General features: G+C 53.9%; 21 protein-coding genes and 2 pseudogenes. 10 read left to right on the top strand and 13 right to left on the bottom strand.

The features are described 5' to 3' along the window. The first annotated feature begins 29 nt into the window (after positions 1-29). Positions 30-155, top strand: a complete 126-nt coding sequence (locus tag V7080_RS00150; RefSeq protein ID WP_334186366.1) for a hypothetical protein — start codon at positions 30-32, stop codon at positions 153-155. A gap of 344 nt (positions 156-499) precedes the next feature. On the opposite strand, the gene V7080_RS00155 is transcribed toward V7080_RS00150, so the two are convergent. The 5 genes and pseudogenes from V7080_RS00155 to mntP all read right to left on the bottom strand — a co-directional run bounded on the left by V7080_RS00155 (position 500) and on the right by mntP (position 6636). Next, positions 500-1522 (bottom strand): TerC family protein, encoded by a 1023-nt coding sequence (locus V7080_RS00155; RefSeq protein WP_334186367.1) that lies wholly within the window; start codon positions 1520-1522, stop codon positions 500-502. A 461-nt stretch (positions 1523-1983) separates the two neighbouring features. Then, the gene (locus V7080_RS00160; protein ID WP_334186368.1) at positions 1984-3153 is read right to left on the bottom strand and encodes a flavin-containing monooxygenase; all 1170 of its coding nucleotides are present in this window, start codon (positions 3151-3153) and stop codon (positions 1984-1986) included. Between the two features lie 55 nt (positions 3154-3208). Beyond that, the gene (locus tag V7080_RS00165) at positions 3209-3523 is read right to left on the bottom strand and encodes an ArsR/SmtB family transcription factor (protein WP_334186369.1); all 315 of its coding nucleotides are present in this window, start codon (positions 3521-3523) and stop codon (positions 3209-3211) included. Positions 3524-3941: 418 nt separating this feature from the next. Next, positions 3942-5636 (bottom strand): 2-isopropylmalate synthase, encoded by a 1695-nt coding sequence (leuA, locus tag V7080_RS00170; protein ID WP_334186393.1) that lies wholly within the window; start codon positions 5634-5636, stop codon positions 3942-3944. Positions 5637-6068: 432 nt separating this feature from the next. Continuing rightward, positions 6069-6636: pseudogene (gene mntP, locus V7080_RS00175) on the bottom strand (manganese efflux pump MntP). 33 nt (positions 6637-6669) lie between these two features. Between mntP and V7080_RS00180 the strand changes: the two are divergent. The 4 genes from V7080_RS00180 (at position 6670) to V7080_RS00195 (ending at position 9460) form a co-directional block, all read left to right on the top strand. Then, positions 6670-6987 carry a hypothetical protein gene (locus V7080_RS00180; protein WP_334186370.1) on the top strand — a complete coding sequence of 106 codons (318 nt, stop codon included), beginning with the start codon at positions 6670-6672 and terminating at the stop codon, positions 6985-6987. A gap of 161 nt (positions 6988-7148) precedes the next feature. Further along, positions 7149-7868 carry a DMT family transporter gene (locus V7080_RS00185; protein WP_334186371.1) on the top strand — a complete coding sequence of 240 codons (720 nt, stop codon included), beginning with the start codon at positions 7149-7151 and terminating at the stop codon, positions 7866-7868. A 111-nt stretch (positions 7869-7979) separates the two neighbouring features. After that, positions 7980-8459, top strand: a complete 480-nt coding sequence (locus tag V7080_RS00190; protein WP_334186372.1) for a VOC family protein — start codon at positions 7980-7982, stop codon at positions 8457-8459. A gap of 164 nt (positions 8460-8623) precedes the next feature. Beyond that, positions 8624-9460, top strand: a complete 837-nt coding sequence (locus V7080_RS00195) for a metallophosphoesterase (protein WP_334186373.1) — start codon at positions 8624-8626, stop codon at positions 9458-9460. 69 nt (positions 9461-9529) lie between these two features. Here V7080_RS00195 and V7080_RS00200 read toward each other — a convergent pair whose 3' ends face one another. The 3 genes from V7080_RS00200 to V7080_RS00210 are packed head-to-tail and all read right to left on the bottom strand — an operon-like array spanning position 9530 to position 13379. Next, positions 9530-10642: a CaiB/BaiF CoA transferase family protein gene (locus tag V7080_RS00200; RefSeq protein WP_334186394.1), complete on the bottom strand. Its 1113-nt coding sequence runs from the start codon at positions 10640-10642 to the stop codon at positions 9530-9532. 5 nt (positions 10643-10647) lie between these two features. Further along, complete coding sequence (locus V7080_RS00205) at positions 10648-11607, bottom strand: Bug family tripartite tricarboxylate transporter substrate binding protein (protein ID WP_442947163.1); 960 nt, start codon at positions 11605-11607, stop codon at positions 10648-10650. A gap of 38 nt (positions 11608-11645) precedes the next feature. Beyond that, on the bottom strand, positions 11646-13379 hold the full coding sequence (locus tag V7080_RS00210; protein ID WP_334186374.1) for an acyl-CoA dehydrogenase family protein: 1734 nt from the start codon (positions 13377-13379) through the stop codon (positions 11646-11648). Between the two features lie 103 nt (positions 13380-13482). On the opposite strand from V7080_RS00210, the gene V7080_RS00215 reads away from it, so the two are divergent. From V7080_RS00215 to V7080_RS00230, 4 genes and pseudogenes are all read left to right on the top strand, one after another. Further along, a complete protein-coding gene (locus V7080_RS00215; protein ID WP_334186375.1) occupies positions 13483-14358 on the top strand; it encodes a LysR family transcriptional regulator in 876 nt (291 codons plus the stop codon). A 996-nt stretch (positions 14359-15354) separates the two neighbouring features. After that, positions 15355-16644, top strand: coding sequence for a serine hydrolase domain-containing protein (locus V7080_RS00220; protein ID WP_334186376.1), 1290 nt, complete (start codon positions 15355-15357; stop codon positions 16642-16644). Between the two features lie 780 nt (positions 16645-17424). After that, positions 17425-18753: a tetratricopeptide repeat protein gene (locus V7080_RS00225; protein ID WP_334186377.1), complete on the top strand. Its 1329-nt coding sequence runs from the start codon at positions 17425-17427 to the stop codon at positions 18751-18753. Positions 18754-19199: 446 nt separating this feature from the next. Further along, positions 19200-19529: pseudogene (locus tag V7080_RS00230) on the top strand (transposase); the annotation flags it as partial. A 474-nt stretch (positions 19530-20003) separates the two neighbouring features. Here V7080_RS00230 and V7080_RS00235 read toward each other — a convergent pair. Further along, positions 20004-20876 carry a nuclear transport factor 2 family protein gene (locus V7080_RS00235; protein ID WP_334186378.1) on the bottom strand — a complete coding sequence of 291 codons (873 nt, stop codon included), beginning with the start codon at positions 20874-20876 and terminating at the stop codon, positions 20004-20006. Between the two features lie 48 nt (positions 20877-20924). Here V7080_RS00235 and V7080_RS00240 point away from each other — a divergent pair, with 48 nt between their 5' ends. Continuing rightward, a complete protein-coding gene (locus V7080_RS00240) occupies positions 20925-21914 on the top strand; it encodes a helix-turn-helix transcriptional regulator (protein WP_334186379.1) in 990 nt (329 codons plus the stop codon). Positions 21915-22285: 371 nt separating this feature from the next. Here V7080_RS00240 and V7080_RS00245 read toward each other — a convergent pair whose 3' ends face one another. The 4 genes from V7080_RS00245 to V7080_RS00260 form a co-directional block, all read right to left on the bottom strand. Further along, positions 22286-22696, bottom strand: a complete 411-nt coding sequence (locus tag V7080_RS00245; protein WP_334186380.1) for a hypothetical protein — start codon at positions 22694-22696, stop codon at positions 22286-22288. A 599-nt stretch (positions 22697-23295) separates the two neighbouring features. Further along, positions 23296-23487, bottom strand: coding sequence for a hypothetical protein (locus V7080_RS00250; RefSeq protein ID WP_334186381.1), 192 nt, complete (start codon positions 23485-23487; stop codon positions 23296-23298). A 46-nt stretch (positions 23488-23533) separates the two neighbouring features. Continuing rightward, positions 23534-23869: an ankyrin repeat domain-containing protein gene (locus V7080_RS00255; protein ID WP_334186382.1), complete on the bottom strand. Its 336-nt coding sequence runs from the start codon at positions 23867-23869 to the stop codon at positions 23534-23536. 296 nt (positions 23870-24165) lie between these two features. Beyond that, on the bottom strand, positions 24166-24399 hold the full coding sequence (locus tag V7080_RS00260; RefSeq protein WP_334186383.1) for a hypothetical protein: 234 nt from the start codon (positions 24397-24399) through the stop codon (positions 24166-24168). Positions 24400-24487 lie beyond the last annotated feature (88 nt).

Raw genomic sequence — 24487 nt, forward strand, 5'->3', positions numbered from 1 at the left:
CGAAATCCGCGGCAAGATGTTCCGGTGAAATGAATCGGGCTGACGCGCCGGCACCGTCGCCATCGCCTGCTGCCGTGAGCGATCCTGCAGGCGTCGTCACGACGCCTGCAGGGCTGATCTTCCAGATCGTCTTGCTTGAGGTCACGACGTCGTAGACATACCTGCTCGATCTACCGCCATGTCCGTCGGCGACATGAACCGCGCGGCGCTGCCCGGCTGCGCCAGCGATGGTATGCAGCGATATGGGGGAGTGGCGACAGGGTACTGATTCTCCATGTCGAGATCAGAAACTATTGATAGCAGAAAGTCAGGCAGACATGCCCGCTTTTAACGGGATAGGTGATGGCTTAGCGCATTACGAGGCAAGCATTCAATATTGATGTTGTTAGTGAGTACTTTGCTGAAAACTGATGAGGCAACTAAGCGCCTCGAAAGGCGCTTAGTTGTTGAAGGTTTGGTGGCTCCGCCTTAAGGATCCTCAGCGCTTGCCACCCTTGCCTCAGCTTTTTCCAGTTGATCCGCTTTCCGGCTTGGGCCTGAACGGAAACGCCGTCCCCGTCTTGCCGTGCCTGGAAGGTATTTTCAGCGATAGAACCATGGTGACTGCAAGCGTGGTGACCGTGAAACCGAGAGACCATGCGACCGGTATTTTGTAGATGTCGATGAGCAGCATCTTCGTACCGATAAAACCCAGGACAATCGCGAGTCCATAGGAGAGCAAATGGAACCGCTCATGCATGCCCGCCAACAGAAAATACATTGCCCTCAGGCCCAGAATCGCAAAGACATTCGACGTGAGCACGATGAAAGGATCCGTCGTAATGGCAAAAATCGCGGGAATCGAGTCCACCGCGAATACCACGTCCACGATGCCAATCAGCAGAATCACGACGAGAAGCGGAGTAGCCATTTTTACGCCATTGTCGATGGTGAAAAATTTTTCACCATCGAAGCTGGGTGAAAGTTTCATGTGCTTGTTGATCCAGCGCAGCGCCGGATTATTCCCCAGGTCAGGCTCCTGCCCTGCTGCCCACCACATCTTGATTGCCGTAAACAACAGGAACGCGCCGAACACATACATGATCCAGTGAAATTGGGCAATCAACCAAGCGCCAACCAGGATCATGATTGCGCGCAAGACTAGAGCACCCAAAATGCCGATCATCAAAACCCGCTTTTGAAAAGCGGCCGGCACGGCGAAGTAGGTGAATATCATGAGAAACACAAAGATATTATCGACCGCGAGCGCCTTCTCCACCAGATAGCCGGTAATGAACTCAAGCGCCTTGGCGTCCGCGAGCCCCCGCGCGTCGGGGTCGGTACTGGTACCGCCTAGATACCACCACAGCCAGCCGACGAATACAAACGATACAGCCACCCAGATTAACGACCAGAGGGTGGCTTCCCGCATGCTTACGGTATGCGAACCCTGACGATTTAGCGCTAGGAAATCGATCGCGAGAGCGATCAGGACGAACGCTGTAAACAGCGTCCACAATAAGGGGGTACCGATGGAAATCATCGTGACGAGCCTCTCAACCCAAACCGGCAACGCTTGGGCAACAAATTGTCGGGGATCCTCGCCAGTCTTGCTACCCGGGACTTTTACATCCCGAGACACGGCACCGAACGCTGATGGCCGCCAACCACCAACGCCGTAATGACGGCACCGCGACACGACGCACTTGGGCGTATGTGTCAGCTACTCCCTTTGAGAGGCAAATCTATTGAAACAAAAAATATCTGAATTTGTCAACGTATTTATGAATGGAATATTTCAATCATCCAAAACCACCATTTTAGGAATGGTGAATGAGTACATCTCTGCGCTACCTATTGTGAGTGCCGGCTTTGGGTGGATATCAGGCGGTGGAGAAGGGCGGTAACCCGCTGCAAGCGAACAATCAACTATTTTTGATGCCACCTTACCAAAGGAACGGCAATATGCAGTAAGTCATCTGAATGATTGCGTTATCCGCACGATCAAACTTCGGCTATCGCTAAACTAGCTTCCTGCGAGCTTGAGATTCTTCCAATACCAAGCGAAACTGCGGTTTTAAGATGATTTACTACTGCAGAGGCGTCAACTCCTACGCCACGTAAAGTAGCAGAAGAAAAAGTGCGCTGATAAGAAATTCCCATGAAGTACAGCCCAGAAACCGTTTTACTTACCCCTTCCAGTTGCAGAGCATTGCCATCTTTATCCAAGGCCCCAAGCGGGGCAAGATAGTCAAAGCCAGGTTGAAAGCCAGTTGCAAATATTACGGAGTCGACTTTTTCGGATGTTCCATCGCTCCATACGACACCCTCTTGAGTAAAACGATCAAACATCATGCGTTGATCCGGCTTCTGTTGTTGCAGCGCCTTGCGATAGACACCTGCATCTAGCACCGCAGGTCCATCGCCAGAAACCATCCATCGAAACAGCTTGCCTTTCAAGCTTTTAGGAGTGCTCGTGTCTAGGCCAAACAACCACCACCAGAAATGTACATCCTTCCCCAGGAGTCGCTGCTCAATAAGCCGCACCGGTTGGCGTGCTGCGATCGTGACATGAGCAAATTTTGAAAGCTCCGCTGCTATCTGGACAGCGGAATTGCCACCGCCCACTACGATCACTCGTTGGTCAACAAAGGACGTCGGCTCTTTATATTCATAGGAATGCATCAAACGACCTCTAAACGTCTCTTCACCGTTAATCTTTGGGATTTGTGGCTGATGAAATGCACCGCTTGCTGCAATAACGGTTTTGGCGTAAAAAATTCGGTCATCCGCTGCCCGTACCATGAAGAGATCGTTCGTCTTGCTAACTCCGACTACGCGTGCCTTGGTGATGGGAAGCTTGAAATGCGCGGCATAGGAGCGCAAATATGTGATGGTCTCATCGCGAGTGGGGTAGCGCTCTGGATCGCCGGAAAATGGGAAGCCAGGAAGCGACGAAAAGCGAGCGGGAGAGAAAAGCCGAAGACTGTCGTAATAATGAGGCCATGATCCTCCTGGCTGTTCTTCACCATCCAAGAGCACAAACTTCAATCCCGCATGCTGAAGGTGATACCCAGTAGCAAGGCCACTTTGACCAGCACCGATCACCAACGCGTCATACACCAAAGCATTCAATGGACTGCGATCGAGATGGGTATCCGGTCTAATTGTCATTTCAAGAGCTCCTATTTGTAATTCGTCGAAATACGAATAAAAAGGTAAAAATTTTTTAAAGTTTATTGATTAACTGTTTTAGCAGCTCTAGCCGCTTTGGGTTGATGCAGTAGCACATGCGTTGTTCATCAGGAGAGCCAATAATCAAACCCGCTTCCTTCAAAACAGTGACGTGCTGCGAAACGGTTGATGCAGCCAGCGGGACTACATCCGTAAATTTCCCGAAGAAACATGTGCCATGATTGTTCAAGTGCACAAGCAATTGCACTCTGACCGGATGGCCAAGCGCTTTGCAAAGCATCGCTAGCTCTTCAACGTTGAAGTCGACCGAGTCTTTAAGCGACGGGGATGTGCATGCCGGAGTTTTCATAGTTTATTCGTAATTAGACGAATAAAGGATAGCACAGTTGATATCTATGTCAAAGATTATTTCTTGGTTATTTAGAACGGGGTCAAACGAAGGCAATTGCATCCTTACTACCTATGCTTTGAAGCCAAAGTCTGCGTCGGGTCGATAGCGGCCGGTAGAAAATGCAAGCAATCAGCTAGAAGCTGCCCGTCGAACATCAGTAAAACGCCTGCTTCCGGAAGTGCGGCGGTCCTTTCATCGATTCGGGTAACCGACGGCGGCCGCCCCACAGCAGAAGATCGACGAGCACGCGCTTACCGAAATCGGCTATGGAAAATCGATGAGGGCTAGCCGCGATGCGTCGTCCCCTCTCTTGCTGGGCACGTCGAACCGAAACAGTCGCCATCGCACGATGCCTTTGCAGAGTCGATTGCCTTGCCTATTTTGCCGAGACCCTTTCGGAGGCCGGCGTCACCGGACAGCCGCGGACTGCCAGCCTGTTGACCGCATTGACCAGGGCAAGCACGGACGCCGTGAGGATATTGGTGCTGATCCCGGCACCAAAGGTGGAACCAGCGATCCCGGGCCATGCAGCTTCCAGGATGGCGACGGCCTGGCCAGCTGCGCCGGCACTGATCGCCCGTTCTTCGTAGTGATCGATGCGCACAGGGATGCCCAACGCATCGACGGCCGCTGCGATCGGCCCATTGCCGCTTCCGTAAAGACGCTGGCGGCTGCCATGGAGCGACACGTCGAGTTCGATGCCCTGGCCATCGTCGGCCAGCGAATGTCCATGATAGGTCAGCGCAGCGCCAGCGTGCTGGGTGTGCAGGTAAGTGTCACCGAACAGCTGCCACAGTTCCTGGCCACTGATCTCGCTTTCATTGGCGTCGGCCTGCTGCTGTACCAGCGCGCTGAATTCGACCTGCATGCGGCGCGGCATCTGGATACCTCGTTCGCGTTCGAGCAGGAATGCAATGCCGCCCTTGCCGGACTGGCTGTTGACGCGGATGAGGCTGTCATAGGTACGACCGATATCGGCAGGATCGATCGGCAGGTAAGGCACTTCCCACACGCCGCCTGGATCCCGGGCGGCAAAGCCCTTTTTGATCGCATCCTGATGAGAGCCGGAAAATGCCGTGAAGACGAGGTCGCCGACATACGGATGACGAGGATGGATGGGCAGACCCGTACACTCTTCGGCAACCCGTGCAATGCGGTTGATGTCGGCGAGGTCCAGATGGGGATGGATGCCTTGCGTATAAAGGTTGAGCGCAACGGTCACCAGATCGAGATTGCCGCTTCGCTCACCGTTGCCGAACAGGCAGCCCTCAACACGCTGGGCACCGGCCATCATCGCCAGTTCCGCGGTGGCCACCCCGGTACCCCTGTCGTTATGCGGATGCACCGACAGGATGATGTGTTCACGCGGTGTGAGCCGCTGGTGCATCCATTCGATCTGATCCGCAAAGACATTCGGCGTGGCGTTTTCGACCGTGGTGGGAAGGTTGATGATGATGTTGCGGCCGGGTCCCGTGCCCCATGCCGCAATTGCAGCCTGACACGCCTGCACGGACACGTCGAGCTCGGTCATGCTGAAACACTCGGGCGAATACTGCAGCAGCCATTGCGTCTGCGGTTGCACATCGGTGAGCTGACGCACATGCTGCACATTACGCTCGATGAACGACAGCATTTCGGGCACGGACATGCCGAAAACCACGTCGCGCCACACCGGGGCGGTCGCGTTGTACAGGTGAACGATCGCACGACGCGCATCCTTGACGGCTTCCACGGTCCTTTCAATCAGCTCGGGCCGGGACTGGGTCATGACCATCAGCGTCACATCGTCCGGCACAAGGTCTTCTTCGATCAGTCGGCGCACGAAGTCATAGTCAATCTGCGAGGCGGCAGGGAAACCGACTTCAATCTCCTTGAAGCCAATGCGCACAAGCTCCTGGAACATGCGCATCTTGCGTTCGCCATTCATCGGCTCGAACAGCGCCTGATTGCCGTCGCGCAGATCAGTGGACAGCCAGACCGGCGCCACGGAAAGGACGTTGGATGGCCATTGGCGGCTATCGAGCCGGACAGGGGGGAAAGGGCGATATTTTTGCGAGGGGTCGTGCATCATCTGATACTCCACGTTCGGTGCGGGCATTCTTGCGTCTGCTAGTTGGATTCGACTTGCGCTCCCCCTGTCCCGCCTGCAGTTGGGCAGACGCGAGTACAAGGGCCGGGATCAGGGGGGAGACAGGTGCGTTAGCGTGGTGGGTACAGATGGGTGGCGAACGCGAACAGACCCCGGCCAAGTCTCAGACTTAGCAGTAGGTCTAGCAATAGCAGTTGCGGTTTGTTCGCCATCTGCTTGTTATACCACAGAGCTTCCGATCGCCGCAACCAAGGACGCGATCAGCCATGCCGCCCGGAAGCATCTGTTCAACTCGATGAAAAATCGGCGTGGTGAATGCAGTGAGAAGCTTCGTGTCCTGACGCAATTTTCGCGCTTGATCGTGGACTTCTGTTAATAGCGTTGCGTCCTTGTTCACAGCCGCCGATTGAACGTTCAGCCTTTGCCGATGTGCTGGTACAGGATAAGGCATCCAATAGTTATCAGGATGATGCCACCGGCGATTTCCGCGCGTTTGCCGACGATGATGCCCAGCGCTCTGCCGACCATCACGCCAAGCGTGACCATCGTGAAAGTCGCAAGTCCAATTGGGGCGGCAGTGACCAAGATATCGGCATCGATAAACGCAAGTCCAACGCCAACGACCATCGCGTCAATACTGGTTGCAAATCCGGTGATGGCAAGTAGCCAGAAAGAGTGACTGCGGGGCTTATCAACTTCTTCTTTTCCTGTAGAGAAGCCTTCGTGAATCATACGAGCACCAAGAATGGCGAGAAGACCAAATGCAAGCCAATGGTCCCATGCAGCCACGTAAGGTGCGGCAAGTTGTCCGGCTGCCCAGCCCACGACTGGTGTCAGTGCTTCGATGATGCCGAAGATCAGTCCAGTTCGCAGTGCTTCCCGCAATTTAAAGTTTGTGCAGCGCTGCGCCTTTTCCAACCGCTGCCGCAAAGGCATCTGTTGACATGGCAAGCGCAATCAGAGTGGTAGAAATAACATTCATTTGATGCTTCCGGGTCGGGCAAAGACGAATGGCATGCACAACAAGCCCGATCCATCTTGTTGGCATGCCAATGGTCTCGCCAACCTTTCGGCCGCCCGTACCATAGCGAAAGACATTCTGCCGAGCATGTTGATACGGGCGCTTCTTGTACGGAAGCCGGCTACTCCCCAATGGATGGCCAGCTATAACATGGGCAAGAACGCTTTGAAACCGCACTCTGTATGCTGCAAGCGGCAGTCAAAACGCCGCTATACTTTCTGGCAGACGGCAGGCTGCAAAGCCGTGCTGCTTCAACAGAGCCGCTGCATCGGTCGACATCTCAGTAAAACAATCACGACGAATCGTCACTGATTGGTCCCACACTCAAACCAATTGCAGTGCATTTCTGGGGAAGTTATTTTCCCATTGCGCCATTTTGACCGCTAGGGCTCTGACCGAACGTTGCTCTGCAAACCATTAGCGCCGGCCTTGAGCGCCTGATTCTCTACCTGTACCCGACACTGGTGCTTATCATGCAAGCTTGTCTTTTCCGCCGCAAGCCTGGGCGCCATACTGCTTGGGCAATGGGTCTGTGTTATGCCGGCCTTGGCATCGCGTTCGTGCATGATCTCGGCCAGTCCGGTTTCGGGACGCAAGTGGCGATTGGCTCAGCATGGGTTTTCGCCAGTGCGGTGACCTATGCACTGTATTACCTTGGAACCGGTGCGATGGTGCAACGCCTGGGGTCGATGCGCTTGGCTGGGTTGGCCGGCGGTACGTCCTGTTTGCTAGTCCTAGGGCACTTTACGCTGTTTGGACCGATTTCGATCCTGACCCAGCTGCCAATGCCTGTATGGATATACGCGGCATTGATGGCCGTGCTGTCGACGGCATTGCCAATATATTGGATGGCATTGGCGATACAGCGCATGGGTGCCGCACAAGCTGCAGCGATTGGCAGCCTTGGGCCGGCATTGACGTTATTCGCTTCCTGGGCAATGCTTGGTGAACCAATAACGGCGTTGCAAATCGGGGGGGCTGGGCCTGGTGATATATGGCGTGTCCAGATTGAAAGCGGACCAGAAACCAATGACAGCCCAAAAGGGTGCTGCGGCTGTAACAAGTTTGATGAAGATGACGTCGAAGAGGAGTGGCCAGTAAATGCATATTCAAGACAGAGGTTGATCAAATGTCGATGGAAAGTGCCATGGTATATGGCCGCTAAGGGTTGGAAGCAATCTGTCGCCACTTAGGCAGCAATACGTATGTGACTGCCTGGCCCGCCCCGGCATGCAAGCTGGTAAAGTAAAGTGTCTAATTGCACAGCTTCAAGTGCATATCTATTCCGCGTCAGGAGAATCAACATGGATAGCAAGAGCACGATTTGCCTGTGGTATGACGGTACTGCATTGGACGCAGCAGAGTTCTACGCTAAGACGTTTCCCGACAGTGAGGTGGTCGCAGTCCATCGCGCGCCAGGCGACTATCCCTCAGGCAAGCAGGGCGATATCCTGACAGTCGAGTTCACGGTGATGGGCATTCCCTGTCTGGGCCTGAATGGAGGACCGGCTTTCAAGCACAACGAGGCCTTCTCGTTTCAGGTTGCCACTGACGACCAGGCCGAGACGGATCGCCTGTGGAATGCGATCGTCGGCAATGAAGGTCAAGAAAGCGCCTGCGGCTGGTGCAAGGACAAGTGGGGCGTGTCATGGCAGATTACACCACGGGCGCTGACGGCAGCAATTACCGATCCAGATCGGGCTGCGGCAAAACGTGCTTTCGAAGCCATGATGGAAATGGGAAAGATCGACATCGCGCGCATCGAAGCAGCCCGACAAGGCTGACTCTCGCAGTGTTCAAGCAGTGGTCAACCATTTCGCGCCTGGCTTGCGTCAGCTCGCCAGCTTGCTTGTCGCCTTTGATTCGTGTCATTGCCTTCACCCATTCGTAAAATGGATGGGGAGCCACGCATCGCGTGCCGACGCCAGGATACGGTAGCATAGGCCCTATGCGTATCCAGCTACTGTCCGATCTTCATCTTGAAAACTATCCAGAGTTTGTGCCGCGCGCTGCTGCGCAGGTTGATGTTCTCGTACTTGCCGGGGACATCGGCTCCTACCAGGCGGGCTCCTTACTTGAGGCCGACGACTTTGGTTTGCGTCGCTTTTCACCGCGACGACCGGGTTCGGCATGGCCCCGTGTCTTCTACATCCCTGGCAACCATGAGTTTGATTCGCTTGACTACGACGCGACCTACGCAAGGCTGCAAAATACCTGTGAAACGCTTGGCATTGAATGGCTGGAGCGACAGACCATCACGGTGGGTTCGGTACGCTTTATCGGGACGACCTTGTGGAGCGATTTTGAAGCTGTCGCCAAATCAAAAGCCACCGTGACGGAACAAATGAAATCACTGGAAAAGGCTTGTCGAGCCGCCAACTTTTACCTCAGCAAGAACACCGCGCTCAAAAATGGCGAACCAATGCTGGCCGAAGATATCCGCTCCCTTGCGCACGAGTGCCAACGCTGGCTGCGCGATGCGTTGGCGGTGCCGTTTGATGGCACCACGGTCACCGTTACACACTTCGCGCCCACCTTGCGCAGCGCCGACCCGCGCTACGGCATCACGCCAGGCACCGCGGGCTTTTGTAACGCTCTGGACGATCTATTGCCGTTATCCGATATCTGGATGCATGGACACCTGCATTGCACGAATGATTATGTTGTCTGCGGCATCGATAACGGCGAACCGTTTTCTTGCCGAGTAATTGCTAATCCGCGTGGTTATCCTGAAAAAGGAGAAGATAAGGCTTTTCAGGAACAGTTTGTCGTTGACATTGCGTAAAGGAAAAGCTTGTTTATGACTGGACGTGGTCAAAATGACGCCATCGCCGTTGCCAAATCAACGGATTCTTCAATCGTCAAGCGTATCCGGCGGCGGCAATCGGTAGGTCGCCGGCGTGCGGCCGAGCTTGATCGGCGAACCCAATCCTTTATAACCGTTCGGCATGCTGACGATCATCTCGCGATGCGCCGTATGGGGATGCTCAAGCGCACTCTTGACATCAAGTATTGGGGCACAAGGAACACCTTCGTTCATTAACTGCTCGGTCAATGCCGCACCATCGAATTGCTGAAAGAGCGCAGTCAGCCGGTCACGCAGCCGCAGCCGATTGGATGAGCGAGAACCGGCATCCTGGAATTCGGGCTCAAAGGCCAGAGCGGGCTCACCCAGGACTTTGCACAGAAGTTGAAACTGGCGGTCATTGCCAACCGCGAGGTAAATCGGGGAGGTACGCGTCGGGAAGCTATCGTAGGGATAGATGTTGGGATGCGCGTTTCCGGTGCGGGCTGGTGTTTTATCGTTGAGGAACCAATTTGCCGCATGCGGATGGAGCAGGGACAGGCCGCTGTCATACAGAGCAGCTTCGACGAACTGGCCCTTTCCGCTTCGTGCACGCTCATTCAGCGCCAGCAAGATGCCGATCACTGCATTCAGGCCCGTCACCATATCGACGACCGGCAAACCAACGCGAAGGGGCTCTGCGCCGGCGTCGCCGTTGACACTCATGATTCCGCTCATTGCCTGGATCGCGGCGTCGTAGCCAGGCAGGCCGCCCAGCGGACCGTCGGCGCCGAAGCCGCTGACACGGCAGTGAATCAAACGCGGAAAACGCTCGGAAAGCGTTTCATAGCCTATCCCCCATTTTTCCAGTGTGCCGGTCTTGAAATTTTCAAGCAGGACATCCGCATCGGATAAAAGTTCGAGCAGCGTTGTCCGGCCCGCTTCCTGGCTCAGGTCAAGACGCATCCCGCGCTTGTTTCGATTTAAACCGAGATAGTAGGAAGCAACCCCATTCAGGAATGGCGGGCCCCATGTACGGGTATCATCGCCTTGGGGCGGCTCGACTTTGAGCACGTCAGCGCCATGGTCTCCTAGAATCTGGCCACAGTACGGCCCTCCAAGGATCCGTGAGACATCGATCACTTTGAGCCCCTGAAGCGCTCCGGCAGATGGCATTGTCATATCGTTCAATCCAGTTGTGCGCCCGATGACTTCACGACTTCCTTCCAACGGGCGACTTCGCTCGTCATGAAGGCACGCAGGCTTTCGGGATCATTTTTGGCAGCCATTTCCAGCCCTTGCTTCTCCAGGGATTTCGCCAGCTCGGGTCGCTTCAACGCTGTCGCAAATGCCTTGTGCAGCTTGGTCACGACATCGGGTGGCGTGCCTGCGGGAGCGACAATGCCGAAGAAGACGCTGACGTCGAATCCTTTCACACCCTGTTCTGCTACGGTCGGTACGTCCGGGAGGGCGCCCGAGCGACTGGCGGTCGTCACGCCCAGTACGCGCAGTTTGCCTGCCTTGATAAACGGCAGGGCGGTCAGGACATCGGTGAATGCCATCGAAACGTGGCCGGCAACCAGATCATTCAGTGCGGGGCCGGTGCCTTTGTATGGCACATGCAAGAAATCCGTTCCGGCCAGATTGTTGAACATGACGCCGGCGAGATGGGACGACGCGCCATTTCCCGACGATGCATACGTCAGTTTTCCAGGATTCGCCTTGCCGAAGGAAATGAGTTCCTTGACGTTATTGGCCGGTACGCTGGGATTGACGACAAGCACATTGGGCAGGTACCCCAGATTGACGATCGGCGCAAAGCTGCGCAAAGGGTCATAGCTGATTTTCTTGTAAAGGCTGGCATTGATGGCGAGCGGGCCTGATGTCCCGAACAGCAGGGTCTGGCCATCGGCCGGCGCCCGCGCGACGATATCGGCGCCAATGTTGCCACCCGCACCGGCACGGTTGTCGACGACGACGGTCTGCCCGAGAATATCCTTGAGCTCATTTGCAATGACACGCGCCATCGCATCCGTCGGGCCGCCCGGTGCAAATGGAACCACCAGCGTAATGGGTTTGCCTGACGCGGTGTCCTGGGCCATGACACTGGTATGCGCAAGGATGCAAAACAAGCTTGTAAGAACCATCGAGGCTATTTTCACTTTTGTCTCCTTCATTGCCCTTGTTAGGCGTTGGTTGATTGCTCAAGTAAATTCAGGATGGCCGGGTCGGTGTTTGCATCATCGTCAAACAGCAGTTGCGTGCCAGCGTCGCTGCCAGGGTCGAGCGGATCCTTCGGCGAAAGTCGGTGCAAAAGGACCAGCTGCGCAAGCGCCATGCGTCTGGACGAACCGATGTTGCTCCCTTCCCATGCCATCGCTACGGCAGAAGTCAGGTGGTACAACGCCGAGGCAGCCTGGCGCGAGAGGTGGCCGCCGCCGGTTGCCGCAGCCTTTTCCGCGAGCCTGGATGCACCACTTGCCAGCAATGTGATACGGGCACGAACGGCGGGGTGCATATTGGTCTGTTCCAGCAACCCCGATAAATGTTCCTGCAGGACATGCAGGGAATCCTCTCGAACGATGGCGCGAATGACATCCTGCGCCACGATATTGCTGGTGCCTTCCCAGATCGAGCCGAGATGCGAATCCCTTACCAGGCGGGCATCGCTCCATTCCTCAATGTAGCCACAGCCGCCGCGCACTTCCATTGCGTCACCGGTTACGCGACGGGCATCGCGGCATGCACGAAACTTCAGCATTGGCGTGAGAATGCGTACCAGGGAATACGCTTTGCTGTCGCCGCTGTCGGACCGCCGCAAAGCCTCAGCGGCTTGAAACATCATGGTTCGCGCTTGCTCGCCCGGCAGCACAATCTTGGCTAGCTGCCGCTGCATCAGCGGCATGTCAATCAGGCGCTTTCCAAACGCCTTGCGGTGACGCGCGATGTAAAGCGCTTCCGCTGCGGCGCGCCGCATCATGCCTGCGGCACGTACGCCGTTTGAAAGGCGTGAATTGTTCACCATGTCCGCCATTTGCACGAATCCGCGGCCAAGTTCGCCGACTAAATAAGCGGTCGCACCGTCAAGGCGGATCTCTCCGCTGGCCATGGAGCGAGTGCCCAGCTTGTCTTTGAGGCGGATAATCCGGTATGCATTTTGTGAGCCGTCTTCGAGTCGGCGAGGCAGCAGGAACAGGGAGACGCCCTTCATCCCTGCTGGCGCACCTTCCACACGCGCCAGCACCATCGCCAGCGCGGCATCCGGGTTTGAGCAGAACCACTTGTCGCCGGTCAACTTCCATACGTCGCCTTCCGGTCGCGCGATGGTTGCCGTCGCGGCAATGTCGGATCCCGCACCTTGCTCCGTCATGAACATCGCTCCTTGCGCGAGGGCGTCCAGATCCTGCGATGTCAGTGCCGGAAGATATCGCTCCACCAGCGCAGGGTCGCCAAATTTGCGGAGGGTCCGGGTCAGGGAATCGGTCATCGATACCGGGCAGCAAAGACCGAATTCAGCCTGTACGAACAGGAAGGTCAGGGCGTACTTGGCAGCTGCCGGCATTGGACCAGGCCAGCCGAGCACACCGCCACGATGCGACATGGCCGCCAAGCCGAATTCGGAATACGCCAACCGCTCCATTTCAATGTAAGCAGGATGTTTAACGATTCTCTGAAAATCCTTGCCGGTGCGGGTGCGATGCTCAAGGGTAGGGGGATGCTGGTCGGAGGTTTGCGCCAGAGCGTCAAGTGCACCACCGGCAAATTCGCCAAGGCGGTGAAGATGAGGTTTGAGATGCGTGACAAGATCTTCTGGAAGATAGAGTCTCAGCAGCGATTCCATCTCCCGATCTTCCGAGTAGGAATTAGTGCCAAAACGATCGGGAATTGCTTCCTCGTACAAACCGTCGCGCGCGTTCATGATCAGCCTCCAGGATACGGGTTCAATTCATTGTGCGCCCGGGTACAATATGCGTCAAATATTGAATCGGTATCGTTTGATATATTTATTTAATGGTTGAGCGATGGAATTTCGACACCTGAGATACTTTGTTGTGCTGGCGGAAGAATTGCATTTCGGCCGAGCAGCGAAACGGCTTGCGATCTCGCAGCCTCCGTTGAGCCTGAACATCCAGCAACTGGAGGCCTCGCTCGGCGCCGCGCTGTTTGAACGCAACAGCAAGTCGGTCAAACTGACGCCAGCTGGCCTTGCCTTTCGCGAAATTGCGCTTCGTCTGTTGGCGGAAGTGCAGGAAGGCAAAGAAAAGGTGCGGCAGATAGCGAAGGGCGCAGGCAGTAGGGTACGCATCGGCATCGTGGGATCGATGCTGTTCCGAAAATTACCCGAGCGCTTGACCGCTTTTCAGAAACGGCATCCGGATGTCGACATCGTCCTCTCTGAAGGAAACTCCAGCGAGCACGTAGAGGCTTTACTGCGCGGGCAGATAGATCTTGCCTTTGTTCATACTGCTCGAATCCCCAGGGAGTTCAATAGAGCGCTGTATGCGTCTGAACCCTTCGTTTGGTGCTTGCCCGTCAATCATCGTGCGGCTGTGGCCGACACGATTGATATTGGTCTGCTTTCCGATGAACCTCTGGTGATGTTTTCGCGAGGCGCATCGCCGGATTACTATCAGCGCATTCTGGCATTGTGCGAGGAGCAAGGCTTGCAACCGACTGTTCGGCATGAAGTGCGTCACTGGCTAAGCGTCGTATCACTGGTGTCGAAAGGCATGGGCATTGCCCTGGTTCCGAGTGCGCTTGCGGATGCCGGCATGGGCGGTGTGAAATTTTTTTCAATCGGTGCGTCCAAGTACCGATCTGAAGTGTATGCGGTCTGGGATGAACGACAGATGCCAGCAATCCTGCCGCTGTTGATTGAAGCACTCAACAACGCTTAGAAATTCGCCATCAACGCCTTTGTTAAAGACGAATCTTCTCCAGACTGCCATGAGCAGCGCATTCAACGCCAGCAGGGCCAGCTGGATCAGCACCAATACTATGCGCTTGCCGTTGATGATCAATTTGCCGCCTTTGATGCGCGGTCCATGGTTCGATGCTGCTCGTTACGTTCGCCTTCGCATTCTTTAACCGGGCGAACGAGGGCGCAGTGTGCCTATTCACGACACTGGCGGATCGTCTGGCTGCGCCACTCGATCCGATGCAAATGCATCAACCGCGCCGAGCCGGCCAGGCCGGTCGATGACGATGTCCTGCGTCGCGCGAAGACATTCAATGCGGATTGCAGGCAAACGAAAGCTACAAAATATACTTCCAGTCAATCAGTCTTGTTTAATGGTTTATAAAAGGACAGTAGTCAGATTGACAGAAACTGTTCGGGATCAAAAAACAGTTTGATTCAGCTTTCATTTCTATCGCTTCGTGCTGCGTGACCTAAAGTGAAAGCCGACCCTCGACAAACGAAGAGGATCGGCGTCCACTATTTACTTTAGGAGCAACATCATGAAAGCAGCAATGGTCGTTTTTACGATCGTGATATTAATGTCCGCTTGTGCTGGGATGGACCCTGCACGACAGGGCATGAGAAGCGATTCTCAACCAATGTTCGTCGACTATGGAGCTTGATGCTGCAGGCTTTTCCTGTACGGTGTGTCGGCTTCGGAAAGGCACGAAGTCAATGACAGCTTCACGCAACTTTTATGGATTCCTCAATTTCGCTGCCGGTCTGGTTAGAGCAGGAAAGTTGTAAAGAACCCCCTTATCGCTGATTACCCGACCGACCGACTCACCCGCCATACCATTGCTGCCATTCATCGGGGTGGAAGAGGAGACTGCGATGGTTGGTACGATAAGCCGAAATTGCCGGGTTCCTCAACCACAAAACTTCAGCCTTCACAACATCGTTCCTGGGAGTGCGCTCCAGCTGGAAAAAGCCAATGAAAAACAAGAGCAAATTCCTCCACGTATTGTGCGCGGTGTCCTTGCTGGGGAATATTGCGTTGCCATCCGGCTCTGTCGCGGCGAAAGATCCTCTGCCGCGGAGCAAACCTGCCGACGTCGGTTTTTCGCCGGCAGCGCTCCTCAGGATCGACCGTTTTTTTGCCGTTGAGATCAGCGCATCACGGCTCCCTGGCGCCGTCATAGCGATTGCCAGGGATAACAAGCTGGTTTATTTCAAGGCACATGGTTTTCAGGACAAGGCGGCGAACGTGTTGATGAACACCGATGCCATCTTCCAACTTGCCTCGATGACCAAGATCATGGCAACGGTCGGCGCGCTGACCTTTCATGAGGAAGGCCGGCTTGCGCTCAATGCGCCTGTCAGTGACTGGTACCCGCAGTTCAAGAGCCAACAAGTCGCCGCAATCACTGCGGACGGGCAATTGTCGCTGGAGCCGGCAAAGCAGCCAATCACCGTCCATGATCTCATGCGTCATACCTCCGGTCTGACCTATGGCGCACAGGGTACTACCGAAGTACATAAGCTCTATCCGCCGTCTTCCGAGGCTGCGGCAATAAACTGGGGGGGTGAGGAGTTCATTGAGCAGCTGGCGCGGCTGCCCTTGTTGTATCAGCCGGGTACTGTGTGGAACTATGGACTTTCCACCGACGTGCTTGGGCTGATAACCGAGAAAACAGCGGGAAAGCCGCTTGAGCGGGTATTGCAGGAACGGCTTTGGTCAAAGCTGAAGATGAACGACACCACCTTCCACGTGCCCGAAGCCAAGCGCGGCCGGATCGCCAAGCCGCTTACGACCGATCCGCTGACTGGCAGGCCGCTACGGCTGACGCTTCTTGATCATGCGGCGAAGTTTGAATGCGCGGGTGCCTGCGCATTTGGCACTGCCCACGATTACCTGCGTTTCGGCCAAATGCTGCTGAACGGCGGTGTGCTTGATGGCCAGCGCATTCTCAGCCCCAAAACGGTGCGACTGATGACGTCCGACCATCTGGGCAATCACATCGAGAACAGGGTGGGCGTCAACGAATCAGGCCGCGATGGATACGGCTTTGGATTAGGCGTTGCAGTGCGCAAGGAGCAGGGTATCGCCCCAATCAATGGAAGCGTGGGAGATTATTCATGGAACGGCGCCAATGGCACCATATTCTGGGTTGATCCTGGAGAACGATTGGTTGTTGTGATGATGTCCGCCGGTCCGGGCGACATACGAAAGTATTATCGCGAGCAAATGAGCGCGCTCGTTTATGGAGCAATGGAAAGATAATTATCCATTGCCGCACTGTCGCCAATGTCATCGTGATGACGACATCTGCACAACAAGGTCGTTACTCACAGTGCGTTGTTCCAATACGCATAGCGACCATCGCGTGCGCATGAGTTGGTGTTTTGCAAAGGATTTCCTTGGTGGCCCGGTGCGGAATCGAACCACCGACACAAGGATTTTCAAGACGAAAACCTCTAATTCTTTCAGCTCTAAAAATCTTCCCACCAAGCCTTTCCTATTTGGCGACAGTTAAGCATAGTTAGGTACCTATGAAATCCTGATACCACTTGGTTCGGTCATTGCCTACCGGTTACCGGTTTTTCCGGCATTCGCGGCATTTATTTCTGTGGCCAGACAAGCCCTATTCGTCGTTTCCTTTGACCTGAAGACCGGCAAAAGCCCGGCAAAAGACCGGCGCGTCATTTACTTTCGGACGTCAAACTTCCCGATTCCGGAACTCTGCGTCTCCTGCAAGAGCAAATTATTCGTCTACGATCATGATGTTGACTGAGAGGTGCTGAGTAGAGCCATCTCTGGACCCGAGCAGCAGGTCTCGGACTTTTTCGTCGAACGCGTAAAAATCTAATTCTCCGTCAAGTACGCATTGAGTCTGCTGATTCATGGACTGCCCCGAACGCCGTAAACACTTCTGGCCGATGATTGCAACCAGCGAATTGCTTGATATCACACGATATGTAAGAAACAATGCAACTTCCAGACTGCCCTCCCCAGTGTTTAAGGGCGGGCCACCGTGGTAGCTTTTATTAAAAGGATAAACTGATGAGTATTGACTCCATTGGAAAAGGGATGGTCATTTCGGAGCTGCAGGGGTTAGATGTGGCTCGAGTGGAGGGGCTGCGCATCCAAAAACAGATCAGCCGGGAGTTGGAGCAGGAAATATTAGATCTGCGCCGAGAAAATGAGGATCTCAAAAAAGCGAACAAGACGGCTGCTGACATTGGCCAGATACTTCGCCTGCCGCTGGCTGAAATTGCAGAGCGCAATAGTGATTTCAGGCAGAACTATGAAGAGCTGATGACACACCTTGCCGAATGGATGGTGTCGCAAAAAGCGTTTAAAGAACTGGCGATTCAGTTTGGTCTCGAAAAAGCCTTAACACTTGATGAAGTAATAGCAAAGGGGGACGCGAAGAAATTTGACGTTCTAGAGAATAAACACCCCCCGGAACATGGTTCAAATGCAGAAGGCATCCCAATTATTAAAGAAAAATCACAAGTATTAAAGAAAAGACTTGAGACGAAAAAGAAAGCGCGCGACGCCGAGGTACTGACTGATCGAGCCTTTGACCAGGATTTCTCCGACTTGGTAACGTCGAAAAATCTTCTCAGGGTTGGCGATGAACCCTCAGGTTGGAAGCAAGCCTTTCACTACTGGCTCAAACTGGCCACGGAGGGGGTGAAAGAGGCGCAACACAATGTCGGATGGTGCTATCAATTCGGAAAAGGCGTTTCAGAAGACGATAGCGAAAGTATCGCTTGGTACACCAAAGCACTCAACCAGAATGTGGCAGCCACCCCCTATTTTTTATACCGTTTCAATAAGTGGGATAGCGATTTCGGCTTCACCTTTGTAAATAACGAAGAACTTTCAAGAAGATGCATTCAGTTGGGGGTGTCCTTAGGCCAGACATGGGCAGTGGAACTGGATGAAATCATCAAGCAAGATGAAAAAGGGGATGCCGAACGAGAAAGGGCGGAAGCAGAAGAGAAATCTTTTTGGGAGCAGGTGCGAAAACATCCGATGGGTGCACAGAGCCCGACAGCAGCCCTTGCCGCGATTAAAGACAAACCATACAAATGGACTCAAAGCGCTTTGGCCTTGCATGCTTGCACTGCAACGCTTGAGTTTAGAAATACCGAAAACCGGGGTGGTGTTTTTAGCCCGAATAAATATGCCGATTTGTACGTCGTCGTGCATAACCCGACAAATGAAGACATTGCGTTCAAGACCATTTGTTATGGTGAAAATTCCTGGCAAAGAAATGGCGTCGCTAAATCAGATTGCTATGTTGAATACCAGGTAAATAAGGTTGGAGTCAAAGTCTCGGTCAACAATATCCCAAAAGTTGAACTATCGATATCCTTATAGTTAAAGTGCCTGATTTACCAGGCTAACGTGAAAAAATTCGAAGGCTTACATAAAAAGAAAAAAGAAATGACTGTTTCTGATGGGACGGTTGCAATCATTTGGACTGCAATGTAAGTCATTCACCCAAAGTTACCGTGCCTTGCTGTCCCACTACGGGATGCGACCGTGCGCCAATACGTCCGTTGACATCTTTCTCACTTACCCTGGTGTGTGGGCACAAGAGGATGCACAAGAATGCTCGGATCGGTTTGGCACCGAGCTGCTAAAGGTTAGCAAACAATAGAATCGGCGTTCCCATTGCGGACGATTGGCCAATTCGGTCAATTCCACTGGGGACAGTAAGAACAATGCGAAAACCGAACTATTTCTTTACTCTATTTATTCCAAATAAAATAATGTCCAAATTGTCCGACCGTCCGATCACTTGCCACATGCGTTGGCAGAGGAAGTCCGATTGCAAACACTGCAGATTGAAGCCGCGATGCTGTCCCAATACTCCAACGCGCAAGATTGCTCGCAGCGTCTATGAGGATGCACGCGATGTCGCCCGCGCCATCATGCAAACACCTGAATATTGGCAGTCTCGTTGCGAACGGAAGAAAGTCGAGATGCTCTTTGCCCATCTCAAGCGCATCCTCAAATTAAATCGCTTACGGTTGCGAGGCCCGAGCGGAGCACATGATGAGTTCTTGCTGGCGGCCACCGCTCAGAATCTAAGGCGTTTGGCAAAACAGCTCGGTACCAGTGCACTTAACTTGGCTGATCCAGCCATATAGAGCGATCTAAAAGTAGCCTGGCGCCCTCATGGTTGCCGCTTTGAATTCTCTTCGAATCAACGATTCGATAACCTAGCCATGTCGCTCAGCGACTTTTTCAACACTATAGGTCGATAGCGGACATGCGCATGGTTTAATTTCTTATCAGGTCTTTTGTGCATGGCCACTGTATAAAATGGCGCGAACTAGCTGAGTTCGCGCCAATCAGACGTCCCTCGATCTAACTGGCAACAGAATGTGAATTAAATTCCTGCCAGCGGCGTTACTAGTTAAAAAGCCGTTTGCAGAAAACTCAATGAATGGCCTTTTTCTATGGCCAATGCGCCTACGAAATGTATCCAGATTGTCGCCGCTAGCCTTTCAGGACTTTTCTCCGATTTGCTTCTGCCCGACGCTTGGACGGCGCTGCGCGCTGAGCGCGAAAATATTGCCACCGCGCAGCCGTGTACTCAGATTAACGACCCCGATCGCCGGTCAGAACTTGCCGTTTGCGTTCTTCCACTCGGCACGGGGTGGAATGGCCTGAACAGTGTCCCAGTGCTCGGCAATCTTGCCGCCCTCGACACGGAACAGGTCGTAATACGAGGTAGGCTTCCCTGCAAATTCGCCTTCACTTACCACGAGGACAAAGTTGCCTTCGCCGAGCACTTTGTGGATTCGGTCGTACTTCATCCTGATTCCCCGCTGGGCCATGCCTTTCATGGCCGCACCCAGCCCGGACAGATCGTCGCCGATATGCGGATTGTGCTGCAGGTACTTCCCATTGCTGAAATAGCCGGCAAACCTGTCCATCCGGCCGTTCATCAATACATCCTCGACAAACGACCGTACCAGCATCTTGTTGGCCTGGGTCTTGTCCAGATCCGTGGGAAGAGTCGGACCATCCGTCATGGTTCGGCCACTTGGATTTGGTGCTGCGGGCTTCGCTTGAAGATTGTCCCAGTGTTCTACAATCTTTCCGTCCTCGAACCGGAAGATGTCAAAGCCGATTTTCTGACCAAAGATGTCGTATTCGGAATGGGCGAATACAAAGTCCCCGTCCTGGAAGAGGCGGACGATATTCACCTTGGCGCTTCCTTTCGGAATTTGGGAAAAGGCGGCCTTCATGCCGGCCACGCCGTCTGCGATCGCCAGGTTGTGCTGAATGTATTTGCCAGGATCAACGAGCGCCAAGGCATTCGGATCGCCTGTCTCGATGCTTTTCAAGAGGGCTGCCGCTTGTTCCTTATGGGGCGACTTGCCCTGCTGGGCTCCGCTCGGCGGAACATGACCGGCACAAGCGGCGAACAGACATGCGGCAACAATGCTGCCTCCGAGAGCGGCAACGCGGGAAAAGGTGTAGGTCATTATTCAGGCTCCATGGTTGAGCCGCCGTGACAGAATTATTCATGTCACATGCAGGCATCGAAGTTTCAGCCATGGCGGAGCGAAGCGACAGGTAGAAAAGGTGTCGGGGATGGTAAATATCGGACAAATGAGCCTATGACGACCACGAAATCCCGGGATTCAGGCATTGCGAAGGTGCGCTACACGCCACCCGAGAACTATCGTCTGGATCTGGAAATATTCTCCATAGGCGAGCGCGCTAAGGGTGTGAACATCGATAATTACCGTGGCACTCACCGCGTCGATTTTCATCTACTGATATACGTCACCAGCGGCCGGTTCACGCATACCGTCGATTTCGCGCCGATCCAATGCGGGCCAGGTTCTGTTCTCGCCCTGCGTCCGTCTCAGATGCAATGCTTCGATACGAAGCATAAGTGGGACGCATGGTTCGTGATATTCCGGCCAGAGTTTCTCTCCCCGATCCAGGCTTCATCTCAAGTCGGCGATGTTCGGGTCGTTACTACCTTGGAGGAATTGCCCGTCCATTTCGCGGTTGAAACGGCTGATCGTGAAGCCGTACAGCAGTCGATCCTGCAGATGTACCGCGATACGAAAGTCAACGCGTCGTTGTCGCAAACCCATGAGTTGCTGCGGCATCAGTTGTATGCGCTGCTGCTCCGGTTGCATCTGTTCCAGGCAAAAAGGGCGCAGGATGCCATCGCGTCGCCGGCCGACGTACAGCGTTTCAAATTGTTCCAGAAAATGGTCGAACGAAATTTTTCAACGCAGCACAAGGTATCGGGCTATGCGATGGCAATGGGCATTTCCGAAAAAAGCCTGACGAGGACAACGCAGGCGATCGCCGGCGTAACGGCCAAGTCGTACATTGCTTCAAGGGTGGCCCTGGAGGGCAAGCGGCTTCTTGTACATAGCGCTTTGCCGGTCGCGGCAATTGCCGATCAATTGGGATTCGACGAGTCGACGAACTTCGTAAAATTCTTCAAACGCGAAGCTGGATGCGCTCCAGGTGAATTTCGGTCACGACACCAGGAATGACATGCAGCGGCAGATTCATTTGACTCCGGATTGAGCAGGGCGCAAGGTGCTTGCATCGACAGCAGGCATCCGGCTGTCCGTGTCTGTCGGTAAGCGTTAAGGCGAAGGTAATGTTCGGTTTCCTCCACAGTATCAGGAGGCCGCAACAGGAGCATCAATTCGCAAATTTGCCCGAGTATCTGTACCGAATCTCATCCGGTTTAGTCACATAAATTCACGTTGGCTTTGGGAGCGATAGCGGCCGGTGGAGACAAGCGGCAATCGGTCGATGTTGTTGGGTCCTGAGTAAAGAGGTGTAGCTTGATCGTTAATTTGGGTCTCGGATTGACTGCGAAGAGGAAATACGATGAGTTGCGACGCAGTACTACCCACTATATTGACAATGCCTGCCGAACTGTCTGCCTAAGTACTTCATACGCTTGCTGCTCACCTAAATCCGCTCTTAGCCTGGACAGGTCAGTCAACCCCACCGCACCAAGCAGTTTTGCAGCCTTACGGATGCCATCCAAAACCGCCTCAGAATGGGCAGTCCCTTCCCCTAAAAGTAGGTAAAACGGAATGCGACAAGTCTGAGGATCGGCTTTCGCTGCCCGCAGCAGATCGAACATGGACCCTTGGTCAAAATGCACGCCGCAAGCGATTAGCCCAACGCTAGCTTTGAGGTTGGCTTTGGCCTCTTCATAGGTATGACATATCTTCACCTCGAACTCCGATCCAAGAGCTGTCGACACAAGAGGTAAATCTTGAGGTCGAATCGCTAACAGGATGGATTTAGATGGCATGGCATCTGTCACCGGATGGCGGCCAAGCGGGAGGCGAGAGGGCACGCCGCAATGAAATTATGATAATGGTTTCACTTTATGCAATCCAGAACCGAATGTCTATCGCTTGTTTCTGTACAAAGTTTCATTTAAGAATAGCTTCTAGAAATGTCTATGTGCAAACCCGCCGTTATAGAGAAGAAGGCTAAGTACGGCCGTCCCTGCAAATGCGGTCGATTGGACGATTTGGTCGGTAGGGTGTAGATGTTGTGGGTTCGACCGGAACCGGAAATAGTCCGGACGCGAGGACTGTAAGTCCACAAAACAAAAACGCCAACCCGCATGGGTTGGCGTTCTGTAAGGGATATCCTTGGTGGCCCGGGGCGGAATCGAACCACCGACAAAAGGTTTTCAATCATCGTGTCGGCTAGAAATCTAGTATTTTCCTTAAAGTTTCTGAACCAGACAGCACAATTGCCGAATGCTGCGTAAGGCTGGCTCAAATAATGCCATGCCAGCTTAAGCTGGTATTGGCTTACGAGATTGAGAGAGTTCCACGGTATGCGATTGGTCGCTATGCATGCGTCATCTTCAGTAAACGTTGAATTGGCCAGCGATGCCTATGAATTTTTACTTCTGTTCTCTTTCTCAACGATGCCATGCTCGGCCATGTACCTGGTGCGTGCGCGGAGATAGAAGAATCTTACGATAGGCCATTTACGGAACTGGTGTGCCCAGGGATGGCGTGCAGCGAAACGGTTTTTCAATGCAGCGATAAGACGCAGACGTTCTACTTCAATTTCTGATTTCATTGCATGAAAATGGGAGGCAGCGGCACATTATTGCGCAACACATGGATTAAATCGGCAGCCAACGCCACCAGAAAGGCTCTCGAGATTCCGTCGCGCCGTGTTGTTGCAACAGGGTGACTATATTCATGTGGCCATGCATCCGAGCGGCTTGTAACGGTGTGAGGCCGTCGAACTCAGATCGGAGATGTGGATCGGCGCCATGCTCCAGCAGATAATGTGCAATGTCGACGTGACCATTTATGAGAGTGGCGACCAGCGGCGTGCACATGATCTCCGGGTGTTGATAGTTGGGATTGACGCCTGCGCTGATATGGTATCGCACGAGGGCAAAGTCGCCCGCGAGTGCAGCTTCATACAATTCTTTCCAATCACCTGCGGACATTGCTCTTCTCTTTAAAGAAATGGTAGCGCTAAGTATAGCTTTTGAAGTGTACATTAATATAATGCGAGGTATCTCATTGCTCGGGGATGAGAACCAACGACTGTCAAGGCTGCGTTCAAATGTCCGGCCTTTGAAGTCCCGGTTTGGGTTATCGGGGTTTAAAAAAACTGAAGCCGCGACAGCGGAATGCTGGTCCGGAGAATCGGCGGTTGAACCCGTAGGAGCCCTCCAACGCATAACCAAATTGGCTTTTATATTGGCACTGCGTCGCAAGGTCCAGTCGGGCGGCTACGCAATCAGCGTGTACGATTTGCCGTAGCGCGCACGATGGCATGCGCCAGATCGATCGCATCCAGCTTGCGCCGCACCTTCCTGTCCGCTGCCCCCTTGAGCGCAACCGGCGCCAGACCTTGGTTCGTTTTCGCAGGCGCCGATCGGCCGCGCCGGCTGTCTCGTTGCTCCTGCATGAACTGCGCCATTTGCCGCACGTGGCTTAACCGCTTGTTTTCCACGATTGTGCCCTGACGCACTTCAGCGAGCCGGTCATAGGTAGTTTCAAAGGCCGGTCTCGCAATTCCTTGTTTGCGACCGACCGTTCCTGATGCGATGAACCCGCGG

This window comes from Noviherbaspirillum sp., from assembly GCF_036846085.1.
Classification (GTDB): Bacteria; Pseudomonadota; Gammaproteobacteria; order Burkholderiales; family Burkholderiaceae_D; genus Noviherbaspirillum.

Excerpts from the sequence above, each read along its gene's own strand:
- V7080_RS00150 (WP_334186366.1), top strand. The coding sequence starts at position 30 with ATGAATCGGGCTGACGCGCCGGCACCGTCGCCATCGCCTGCTGCCGTG.
- V7080_RS00155 (WP_334186367.1), bottom strand. The coding sequence starts at position 1,522 with ATGATTTCCATCGGTACCCCCTTATTGTGGACGCTGTTTACAGCGTTC.
- V7080_RS00160 (WP_334186368.1), bottom strand. The coding sequence starts at position 3,153 with ATGACAATTAGACCGGATACCCATCTCGATCGCAGTCCATTGAATGCT.
- V7080_RS00165 (WP_334186369.1), bottom strand. The coding sequence starts at position 3,523 with ATGAAAACTCCGGCATGCACATCCCCGTCGCTTAAAGACTCGGTCGAC.
- leuA (WP_334186393.1), bottom strand. The coding sequence starts at position 5,636 with ATGATGCACGACCCCTCGCAAAAATATCGCCCTTTCCCCCCTGTCCGG.
- V7080_RS00180 (WP_334186370.1), top strand. The coding sequence starts at position 6,670 with ATGCACAACAAGCCCGATCCATCTTGTTGGCATGCCAATGGTCTCGCC.
- V7080_RS00185 (WP_334186371.1), top strand. The coding sequence starts at position 7,149 with ATGCAAGCTTGTCTTTTCCGCCGCAAGCCTGGGCGCCATACTGCTTGG.
- V7080_RS00190 (WP_334186372.1), top strand. The coding sequence starts at position 7,980 with ATGGATAGCAAGAGCACGATTTGCCTGTGGTATGACGGTACTGCATTG.
- V7080_RS00195 (WP_334186373.1), top strand. The coding sequence starts at position 8,624 with ATGCGTATCCAGCTACTGTCCGATCTTCATCTTGAAAACTATCCAGAG.
- V7080_RS00200 (WP_334186394.1), bottom strand. The coding sequence starts at position 10,642 with ATGACAATGCCATCTGCCGGAGCGCTTCAGGGGCTCAAAGTGATCGAT.
- V7080_RS00205 (WP_442947163.1), bottom strand. The coding sequence starts at position 11,607 with ATGGTTCTTACAAGCTTGTTTTGCATCCTTGCGCATACCAGTGTCATG.
- V7080_RS00210 (WP_334186374.1), bottom strand. The coding sequence starts at position 13,379 with ATGAACGCGCGCGACGGTTTGTACGAGGAAGCAATTCCCGATCGTTTT.
- V7080_RS00215 (WP_334186375.1), top strand. The coding sequence starts at position 13,483 with ATGGAATTTCGACACCTGAGATACTTTGTTGTGCTGGCGGAAGAATTG.
- V7080_RS00220 (WP_334186376.1), top strand. The coding sequence starts at position 15,355 with ATGAAAAACAAGAGCAAATTCCTCCACGTATTGTGCGCGGTGTCCTTG.
- V7080_RS00225 (WP_334186377.1), top strand. The coding sequence starts at position 17,425 with ATGAGTATTGACTCCATTGGAAAAGGGATGGTCATTTCGGAGCTGCAG.
- V7080_RS00235 (WP_334186378.1), bottom strand. The coding sequence starts at position 20,876 with ATGACCTACACCTTTTCCCGCGTTGCCGCTCTCGGAGGCAGCATTGTT.
- V7080_RS00240 (WP_334186379.1), top strand. The coding sequence starts at position 20,925 with ATGCAGGCATCGAAGTTTCAGCCATGGCGGAGCGAAGCGACAGGTAGA.
- V7080_RS00245 (WP_334186380.1), bottom strand. The coding sequence starts at position 22,696 with ATGCCATCTAAATCCATCCTGTTAGCGATTCGACCTCAAGATTTACCT.
- V7080_RS00250 (WP_334186381.1), bottom strand. The coding sequence starts at position 23,487 with ATGAAATCAGAAATTGAAGTAGAACGTCTGCGTCTTATCGCTGCATTG.
- V7080_RS00255 (WP_334186382.1), bottom strand. The coding sequence starts at position 23,869 with ATGTCCGCAGGTGATTGGAAAGAATTGTATGAAGCTGCACTCGCGGGC.